2 protein-coding genes and 1 pseudogene are annotated in these 2024 nt (G+C 71.6%); all 3 read left to right on the top strand.

Annotated features, from left to right (window positions below; genetic code table 11):
- Window positions 1–22 precede the first annotated feature (22 nt).
- Window positions 23–184, top strand: a pseudogene (locus tag B0F77_RS50445) (NAD(P)-binding protein); the annotation flags it as partial.
- Between the two features lie 130 nt (window positions 185–314).
- On the top strand, window positions 315–1088 hold the full coding sequence (locus B0F77_RS46330) for an FAD-dependent monooxygenase (protein WP_245849570.1): 774 nt from the start codon (window positions 315–317) through the stop codon (window positions 1086–1088).
- A gap of 274 nt (window positions 1089–1362) precedes the next feature.
- A partial coding sequence (locus tag B0F77_RS46325; RefSeq protein WP_211294383.1) for an amidohydrolase family protein occupies window positions 1363–2024 on the top strand: 662 nt, incomplete at its 3' end.

The following is a 2024-nucleotide window of genomic DNA, read 5'->3' as shown; positions in this document are numbered from 1 at the left end:
GCGGCCCTCACCGGGAGACCCCATGACAGATCCCCGTCCTCGCACCGTCCTCGTCATCGGCGGTGGCGCGTCCGGCAACGCCGTGACCGTGCTGCTGCGGCGGGCAGGCATCACCGTGGACCTGATCGAGGCACGACCTGACTGGGGCGTCCTCGGCTCCGGCATCACCCTGCAGGGCAACGCGCTGCGCGTCCTGCGCGAACTGGGCGTGTGGGACGAGGTCCAGAAGACCGGCTTCGCCTTCGACTCCGTGGGCCTCGCCGCGCCCGACGGGACGGTGTTCCACGTCCAGCAGAACATCCGCACGGGTGGCGATGACCTGCCCGCGATCGCGGGCANNCGCGGACGAGCTGGCCCAGGACGGAACCGGCGTCACCGTCCGCTTCAGCGACGGCACCGAAGGGCGCTACGACCTCGTCATCGCCGCCGACGGCGTCAACTCCGCCACCCGCGCCCTGATCGGCATCAGCGACCAGCCCGAGCCGACCGGCATGGCCATCTGGCGTGTCGCCACGCACCGCCCCGAGGGCGTGGAGCGCTCCGACCTGAGCTACGGCGGCCCCTGCTACATCGCCGGTTACTGCCCCACCAGCCAGGACACCATCTACGCCTACCTCGTGGAGGCCAACCGCGACCGCACCGCCATCGACCCCGCCTCCTACGCGGAGGAGATGCGCCGGCTGGCCGCGAACTACGGCGGCGTGTGGCCGGAGATCGCCGCGAGCATCACCGACCCCGCCAAGGTCAACTACACGTGGTTCACCCGGCTGCTCGTCGAGGGCTCCTGGCACCGCGGCCGGGTCGTCCTGATCGGCGACGCCGCCCACTCCTGTCCCCCCACCATCGCCCAGGGCGCGGCCATGTCGCTCGAAGACGCCTCCGTGCTCGCCGAAATGCTGAGCGGCCACCAGGACTGGGGTTCCCTGGACACCCTGCTGACCGGCTTCTACGAACGCCGGATCGACCGCGTCCGCACGGTGGTCGACGCCTCGGTGCAGCTCGGTCAGTGGCAGCTGGACGGCAACCGGAACGTCGACATGGCCGGTCTGATGTCCCGCACGATGTCCGTCATCAAGGAAACCCCGTGAACTCCGCGCGTCCGCTGAGCAGCGCACCCACGATCGACGTGCACGCGCACGTCCTGCTCCCGCGCATCGAGGACGCCGTCGCAGGACACCCCGCCCTGGCCGCCGCCCGTGCTCTCGACGCCCGCCGCAACGGCCCAGAGGCCGCTGCCGTCAGCGGCCCGATGTTGCGCGACCGCATCCCGAAACTGACCGACGTCAAGGCCCGGCTCGCCGCGATGGACGCCGCCGGGATCGACGTCCAACTGGTCTCGCCCTCCCCCTCGCACTACCACTACTGGGCCGACGAGACGCTGGCCCGCACGGTCTGGGAAGAGGCCAACACCGGCACCGCCGAGCACGTCGCCCAAGCCCCGCAACGTCTGCACGGCCTCGGCCTCGTCCCGCTCCAGCACCCGGACCACGCCGTCGAAGCCCTCGACNNCTGGGCCTGCGCGGTGTCGAGATCTCCAGCCACGCGCCGGGGCGCGAGCTGTCGGACCCCGCCTACGAACCGTTCTGGCAGCGTGCCGAGGAAACCGGGGCGATCCTCTTCCTGCACCCCTTCGGCTGCACACTCGACGAACGCCTCGACCGGTGGTACCTGTCCAACACCGTCGGCCAGCCCACCGAGAACGCCGTCGCGCTCTCCCACCTCATCTTCTCCGGCGTGCTGGACGACCATCCCGGGCTGCGCGTCATCGCCGCCCACGGCGGCGGCTACCTGCCCACCCACATCGGCCGCTCCGACCACGCCTGGCGTGCCCGCGCCGACGCCCGCGCCTGCGCGCACCCGCCCAGCAGCTACCTCAAGCGGCTGTACTTCGACTCCCTCGTCCACGACCCGCACGTCCTGCGCGAACTGATCCGGGTGGCCGGCCCCGACCGGGTGCTGCTCGGCTCCGACTTCCCCTTCGACATGGGCACCGACGACCCGCTCGGCGCGCTGCGCGCCGTCGA

It is taken from the genome of Lentzea kentuckyensis (genome assembly GCF_002150765.1).
Classification (GTDB): domain Bacteria; phylum Actinomycetota; class Actinomycetes; order Mycobacteriales; family Pseudonocardiaceae; genus Lentzea; species Lentzea kentuckyensis.
This window is presented reverse-complemented; position numbering and strand designations above follow the sequence as displayed.